This window comes from Vibrio sp. 10N.222.52.C12, from assembly GCF_041474215.1.
GTDB lineage: Bacteria > Pseudomonadota > Gammaproteobacteria > Enterobacterales > Vibrionaceae > Vibrio > Vibrio crassostreae_C.
Genome location: NZ_JBFRTR010000182.1, coordinates 1 through 7571 on the forward strand (window position 1 = coordinate 1; position 7571 = coordinate 7571).

Annotated in this window: 6 protein-coding genes; 2 read left to right on the forward strand and 4 right to left on the reverse strand. The window is 44.5% G+C overall.

Annotated elements, in window-relative coordinates:
- Positions 1-149: 149 nt before the first annotated feature.
- On the forward strand, positions 150-1064 hold the full coding sequence (locus tag AB4623_RS23310) for a DMT family transporter (RefSeq protein ID WP_372147447.1): 915 nt from the start codon (positions 150-152) through the stop codon (positions 1062-1064).
- 100 nt (positions 1065-1164) lie between these two features.
- Here AB4623_RS23310 and AB4623_RS23315 read toward each other — a convergent pair whose 3' ends face one another.
- From AB4623_RS23315 to AB4623_RS23325, 3 genes are read right to left on the reverse strand one after another with little or no spacing between them, the layout of a single operon-like run.
- A complete protein-coding gene (locus AB4623_RS23315; protein ID WP_372147448.1) occupies positions 1165-2346 on the reverse strand; it encodes an MFS transporter in 1182 nt (393 codons plus the stop codon).
- Positions 2336-3484 carry a phosphotransferase gene (locus AB4623_RS23320; protein WP_372147449.1) on the reverse strand — a complete coding sequence of 383 codons (1149 nt, stop codon included), beginning with the start codon at positions 3482-3484 and terminating at the stop codon, positions 2336-2338. Before AB4623_RS23320 ends, AB4623_RS23315 begins: the two co-directional genes overlap by 11 nt.
- A gap of 11 nt (positions 3485-3495) precedes the next feature.
- Positions 3496-3780, reverse strand: coding sequence for a GNAT family N-acetyltransferase (locus tag AB4623_RS23325; protein WP_004732803.1), 285 nt, complete (start codon positions 3778-3780; stop codon positions 3496-3498).
- Between the two features lie 274 nt (positions 3781-4054).
- Here AB4623_RS23325 and AB4623_RS23330 point away from each other — a divergent pair, with 274 nt between their 5' ends.
- Complete coding sequence (locus AB4623_RS23330) at positions 4055-4801, forward strand: flagellar brake protein (RefSeq protein WP_017065025.1); 747 nt, start codon at positions 4055-4057, stop codon at positions 4799-4801.
- Positions 4802-4993: 192 nt separating this feature from the next.
- Here the strand turns inward: AB4623_RS23330 and AB4623_RS23335 are convergent, their stop codons facing one another.
- Complete coding sequence (locus AB4623_RS23335; protein WP_372147450.1) at positions 4994-7354, reverse strand: Lon protease family protein; 2361 nt, start codon at positions 7352-7354, stop codon at positions 4994-4996.
- Between the last annotated feature and the right edge of the window lie 217 nt (positions 7355-7571).

Below are 7571 nucleotides of genomic sequence, written 5' to 3' on the forward strand. Positions count from 1 at the left end.
AATAATTATATTAGAGATTTAATTTCCACATAAAACGTAAATTAGAGATAAAAAGACAAAACTTTTCTCCGACTACCTTTTTATACTGTGCCACGTCATTAAGGCGCTACAAGCCTATGATTTAAAATAATTATTAATGAGTAGTCACCATGAATTCGAAGTCGCTAACTATCTTGCTTTTTGTCTCTGTTTGCTTAATTTGGGGAACCACTTGGTTCGCTATGGAAGTAGCATTGCATTCTATCCCACCTATTTTTGCTACTGCGTTGCGCTTTTTACTTGCAGCACCTCTGCTTGCGGTATTGGCGAAAGTCTTCAACCAACCACTGCTGTTCCCTAAAGGTAAGCGCCAATGGCTGCTTATTGTTGCGCTGATGTATTTCGCGATTCCGTTTACGTTGATGATCTATGGCGAGCAATACATCTCTTCAGGTTTAGCGTCGATCATCTTCGCCAACATGCCTGTCGCTGTGATGCTGATGTCTGGCTTATTCTTAGGTCTACGACTGGCGAAGCACCAGATATTCGGTTTGATCGCTGCTGTTGTGAGCCTATGTTTAATCCTTGGTAATGAAATGCAGATGGGTGGCGATGACTACCTAATTGGCACGGTTTGCTTAGGCCTTGCTGTGGCGATTCACGCAGTTATGTATGTGCTGGTTCAAAAGCACTGCAAAGGCATTGAAGTACTGACCTACAACGCCGTACCAAGCTTAATTGCAGCTCTATTCTTATTTGCCGTATCAGCTATGGGCGAAAACGTAAATGTTAAATCTTTCACTTGGGATTCAATCTCAGCTGTGGTTTACCTAGGCTTTGTGGCGAGTGTGGGCGGCATTGTGGCTTACTTTAAATTAGGTCAGGTTTCGACCCCTTTCCAAGCATCTATCTGCTTCCTAATTTTCCCTGTGGTTGCGCTGCTGATCTCTTGTTACATCAATGGTGAGGTTCTATCTGAACAGTCACTTGTAATGATGATTCCTCTACTTTGCGGCATCTTACTGACCAAAGCACCAAAGGGAATCTTCAAGTTACGCACAGGATTAAAAACCGTAAGAAGCTAATCCTACTGGAACCTATTTGATTGATTAGATCTCTCGACCTAACACATATAAAAAAGCTCCAATAGCGATATTGGAGCTTTTTATTTGTCTCTACCTAGCGTTAACGCCAGCTAAACATTCGCACTTCATTGCCTTCTTCAGGTGTCTTAGGAATGTTTAAAGACAACGCCAAAGAAACCGCCGCCATCGCAGCACCGATGTAGAAAACCGTTGCAGGGGACGATAACCAAATCACACCAAACGCGACTGGAATAACAACCGCGGCGATATGGTTGATGGTGAAAGAAACACCTGCGGTTGAGGCCATGTCTGCTGGATCTGCAATTTTTTGGAAGTAAGTTTTAATCGCTAACGCCAAAGCAAAGAACAGATGATCGACCACGTAAAGCGCCGCCGCCCACTCAGCACTTTGCACCAAACCATATCCAACAAACACACCGATCAAACCGACATACTCGAAGATTAACGCCTTGCGCTCGCCAACCACACCAATGAACTTGCCAATGCGTTTTGCGAACAAGAAATTAAATAGGTAGTTGATTAAGAACAATAGCGTAATCTCAGCAGCCGAGTAACCGAACTTCTCTACCATCAAAAAGCCTGCAAACACGGTGAATATTTGTCTTCTCGCGCCACTCATAAACGTCAGCGCATAGTAGAGCCAGTAACGCTTCCTTAGCACTAACTTCTTATTCTGTTGGGTCTTGGTTTGAAACTCAGGGAAACCAAAGGTCATCACCAACACCAGAACGAAACCGATGCCTCCGGTAATACCATATACCCAAGCGAAATCGAGTTTTAGCTGTTCTAGCATCACCCAAATAGAGCCATAGGTGAGAAGAGACGCAAGTGCGCCCACCGAGATCATTTTACCTAGCATCTCTGGCGCTTCTTCTTTGCTTAGCCATTGCAGTGACAAAGATTGCTTCAACGTTTCAAAATAGTGGAAACCCGTTGACATCAAAATGGTGGTAAGCAAAAGGCCTGTGAGTGAAGGGAATAAACCGGTAATCGCCGTGCCCACGGTCAGCATCGCTAGCGATATCAACATGAAGCGTTGCTCACGTATGAAGGCTAAAACAAACACCACAGTAAATGCTAAGAAGCCGGGTATCTCACGAACACTTTGTAGCAAGCCTATATCGGCACCGTCAAAGTTCGCTTTCTCAATCACGAAATTATTAAGCAGAGCTATCCAGCTCGAAAACGCGATAGGTACAACAATCGAAATCAGTAATAAAAAGTTTTGCGGCGTTTTCCAGCTCGCGGTTCTATCGAACATTGACGGACTCCTGTTCGTCTAATTGAGTGAGCACTCGTAAGGTCAACTGCTCAGTATAAGGGTTAATCTTCCAATGCTCTGGGCTCCAGCCTTTTACGAAACGTTGGAAATCGGCCCACGCCACGTAAAACATTGGTCGCCATGCTGCTTCTACCTCATCAAATGAAAGGTGTGGCTGATAGTACGCCAATGCCTCTTTCAAGTAGTGGAAGTAAGCATCTAGTACTTCTGATTCAAGCTCTGCGCAATCTTGTGGCCTAATCGCGCTGCTCATGAACAAGGCGACGTCTTTCATCGCACAGCCGTAACCCACATATTGGAAATCGACCGCAGCTGCTCGCTCGCTTTCAGAATCAAAACAAAAATTGGCGAGCTTGGCATCGCCATGTACCAAGGTTTGATATGGACATTCTTTTAGTAAACGGTCGATGTGCTTGGCTTGGTTCTTCAATGGTAAATCAGCCAAGGCATTGAGCTCATCAGGACGTGTATCTAGATGCCAATAAGTACCGACTTGCCACAATGATGACAACTGCTCTTGATTGATATTGATGTGCTTTACGTGAAAGTTAGCGAGCCATTTAAGGCAAGCATTACGTTGTTTTTGCTCTTCTCGTGTGTAACTAGATACCTGATAGTCAGAAGCTGCAAGTACATCAAACTGAGAGGTTAACGGAAAACCTATATCCGCTAAGTCTTGCATCACTATCAGCCACTCATTCTCTTCTAGTTCACATTGCAGCCCAACAGGTACAGGGCAGCGCTCGTCCCATTGTTGGGTGAATGACTGATACCAAGCTGTTTCCACTTGGTAAGAGTGTACCTTTCGTTGGTGAGAGAGCTTGGTATTCCAACCCTTTGGGTGTTCAGCTTTATCTGGCAACGCGACATGTTTAACAATCACACTCTTGAGTTCCGCACTGCTTTCTTGAGAAAAGACTAAGCGAACTAACTCGCCATATCCACCCCATAGGCGTTGAATCACTTGGACATCAAACCCTTCATGACAACCCAGCGAGGTCGCTATTTTTTGATAAAGCTCATTTTGATAAAACTCTTGTTGATAAAGCTCTGGCTGATTTTGACTTGAACCCGCTTCAGGTTGAGCTCGATTATTCGACGATATTGATTGAGACATATTACTCGTTGTTATGCTTTATCGGATAGAAGGTGTGACCACTGTGGCTGCCTATTCATGTAGTGAACCACATAGCTACAAACCGGCACAATTTTGAAGCCCGCTTGTTCAATTTCAGGCAATACCGACTCCATCATCACCTTCCCAAAGCCCTTGCCTTGCAGTTCATCAGGAATGCGTGTCGACGTGATATGTAGTACATCTCCGTCCTTTTGATACTTAACGACCGCGAACTGGTTGGGTTCTAACTCTACCGTGATCTGGTTCACTTCTTGATCCCATTTTACTGCCTGCATTCTCAACTCCTGCAAATAATTGATACGACAAACAATAAAAGTTTGAAGTATGAGTTCCTTGTAATAGACTAGCGCAAGTGCATATAAATAAAACTAAGTACTTACAATCAAAGAAAATATTATTATAGCGTGTGGTTATAAATAAAATTCAAACCAATTAAAAGCACTCTATAAATTGCGTTAGTACACCTACTAAATCTAGCACGTAATAACCCCTTGTTAGCAAGTTACCAGTATAACTAACAGACGCATGTTGGCGCATGGAGAACATATAATGAACGCACCCCTGAAGAAGCCTTTGGAGCATAATCAGGCACTTCAAGACCCTCGTAATCGCACCGTTTCCACTATCAATAGCACTGATGCACTGGCCATGATTGAGCACGGCAGTGAGCTGACATTAAATGTCTCGACTCCCGTTGGCACGAAGTTTCTCGCCACCACCAAGTTTATCGGTACGCACAGTGATAACTGTATTGTGGTTGAGGTTCCCGAGGTATCCAATGAAGATCTGAACTTTTTCTTTCAAGAAGGTTTTTGGATGACCGCTCGTGCGTATTCTCTACGAGGTGAAGGCGCGCTTATCCACTTTAGAAGCCAAATTCACCATAAGATTGGTGAACCCTTCCCTATTCTAGTGCTGTCTACACCAAGCACGATGCAAGTGACACAGCTACGTAAAGAAACACGCTATGAAGTGAATCTGGCTTCAAGAATCATCTTCAACGACCAGCGAGCAAACTGTGAGATACGAGATTTATCGAAAAGTGGTTGTCGTTTCGTTACCTCACCAACCTCTCGTGCGATTCAGATTGCCGATCGCGTGTCTATTGAGATAACCCCTGAGAACTACAACGGACCACTGATTCCGCCATTGCGAGGCATCGTCTGCAATCTACAGAAATCGACACACTACGCTCGATACGGTGTCGAATTTGATGATATTGGCCGAGCTAACGCCAAACACTTGTTGGCAAAACTGAAGTTCGATGGCACCAAGCTTTGCTTACGAAATGGGTAACGCCTTTTAACACGCGACTTTCACCGAATACAGCAAGCTGACCAAATACAAATAGCTCACTGGTAAACCAAATCGTAACCAACAAAAAAGCCATCGACTCTAGAATCGATGGCTTTTGCGTTTTAGCTGTTTATCTGTTTGTTTATCTATCTATTTAGCTTAGCTATTAAACTGTGTATCTAGATATTCAAACTATTTGCGCAGTGCGTTCAGTTTAGCTTGGGCGATACCAAATATAGTATCAATTGGATAACTACCCTCATCACTCGCCTCACCTGCGGCTTTGCCTGTGAACAGTTCAATCGCTTCTGTTACATGGTCAATCGCCCAGATATTAAACTCGCCCTTTTCAACCGCTTTCACAATATCGCTACGCAGCATCAGGTTGTGAACATTTGAACGCGGGATGATCACCCCTTGTTCGTTTGAACGCCCTTTGATTTCACACACATCAAAGAAACCTTCAATTTTCTCGTTCACACCACCAATTGGCTGAGACTCACCAAACTGGTTCATCGAGCCTGTAATTGCGATATCTTGACGGTTTGGTTGCTTAGAGAACGCTGATACAACCGCACAGAACTCGGCCATACTCGCACTGTCACCATCGACGCCACCATACGATTGCTCGAAGGTGATGTTAGTGGTGAGCGGGACTTTGGCTGTCTTACCAAATACGGAAGAAAGGTAAGCCGACAAGATCATCACGCCTTTTGAGTGAATACTGCCACCTAGGTCTACGTTTCTTTCAATATCAATCACTTCACCATCACCGTAAGCCGTGGTGGCAGTAATTCGGTTTGGCGCACCGAACATGTGATCGGTGGTGCTTAATACAGACAGAGCATTCACTTGCCCAACCGCCTGACCATCAACATGGATCAGTGTTGTGCCGTTGGTAAACGTCTCCATCACACTGTCTTGCAGTCGTCCGACACGCATCTGTTGGTTAGATAACGCTTGGTCGACGTGTGTTGCTCGAATCAGGTTCGACTTTGAACCTCTCGCCACGTAGTTTGACTCACGAAGCAGATTAGCAATGTGTGCCGAGTGCAGAGACAATTTACCTTGGTCACCCGCCTGACGAGAGCTGTGCTCAATGATGCGAGCGATCGCTTTACGGTCACAATGCAGCATGTTGTTGTCGTGCACGATACTCGAAATAAAGCGCGCGTAGTGCATTTCAGAATCGGGAGTACGCTTCATCTCATCTTCAAAATCGGCCGTCACACGGAACAATTCACCAAACTCTGCATCGTAGTGTTGCAGCAGTTGGTAAGTTCGGTAGTCGCCAAACAGGATGATCTTAACATCCAATGGAATCGGTTCTGGATCAAGCGATACCGCCCCCGTTAAGGTCACCTCTTTTTCTAATGAAGTGAAGCTCAATTGACGTGAACGCAGTGCTCGTTTCAAGCCTTCCCAAACGTACGGCTGCTCAAGTACCTTCACCGCATCCATCAGTAATACGCCACCGTTGGCTCTGTGTAAGCTACCTGCGCGAATCAATGAGAAGTCAGTAAAGACAGTACCCTTGAACGTCGCCGTTTCTACATAGCCAAACAGAGAGTGATAATTTGGATTCTCTTCCACCACGATCGGCAGAGTCTCCTCCTTTTGGCTCACAATCACATTAACCTTGTAGCGACGCGGCATTTTCTTATCCAAAGAGGCCGTTGCAACTTCTGCTTGCTCCGTGCTCTCTTCTAAGAAGATGTCAGCGTTGTCGACAATGTCTTTACGCAGTGCCGTTAGGTACTTTTTGATGTCTGGATATTGGCTGTAATCCTTCTTCAATTGCTTGATGAAGTGCGTGATCACATCTCGCGCCGTATCATCATTCAGCTTTTGAATTTTCTCAGTGTACGTCTCTTCAAGTTCCGTCAGTTCACGAGAGATGGTTCGTAGGCCGACTTCCAATCCATCAATGGTTTTATCGAATTGATCTTGCTCTTCCGGCGAAAGCAGATCAAAGCTCTCTTCGGTATGAAGATCATCGCCATTCATTGCCACAAACTGGTAATCACCCTGAGTGGTGATCGTCAGGTTAATGCCCTTGTCTTTCGCTTCTTGGCTAATGCTTTCTAACGCGGCTTGTTGCTTAGCTGCTAATTGGTTTTTAAGCCTATCAGCACGGCTAAAGTACATCTCGTTATCAAACGCTAGAGGCATACCTTTCAGCAATTTACGCATTAGCTTTTCAATATCTTGCTTTAAGCTGCTGCCAACGCCACGAGGTAATTTCAGTACCTTAGGTGTACGAATATCTTCAAAGTTCGCGATATAACACCAATCAAAAAGCTCCTGCACTTCTTGAGGGTGACGGTTCAGATAGCGCAAGATCATGGTGCGTTTACCCAGACCATTTCGCCCTATCGCATAAATGTTGTAACCCTTTTCCTTGATTGACATCGCGAACTCAACGGCTTTTTGTGCCCGTTCCTGCCCGACGATTTCGTCAATTGGAGCCAGTTCTTTGGTCGACTTACATGGTAGCTTATCTAAATCCGCTACCTGATACAGCTGTTCTGCATTGAGTCTTTGCATCGCCATCGCCGCCTCCTTAGTCCTTCATTACTTGGGTGTAGATAAAATCAGTGTAGATGTAATTTCCTACAAATTTAGTGACTTACGCTACACAGCTGTTCAACTGAACAAATAACACACAATTTAAGCCATTTTTAGGAATAGCTCGTCATTTAATTCACCAACTTAACATGTGAATGATTTTAATTTGCAATTGATAATAAATATCATTAACATTTTCTAA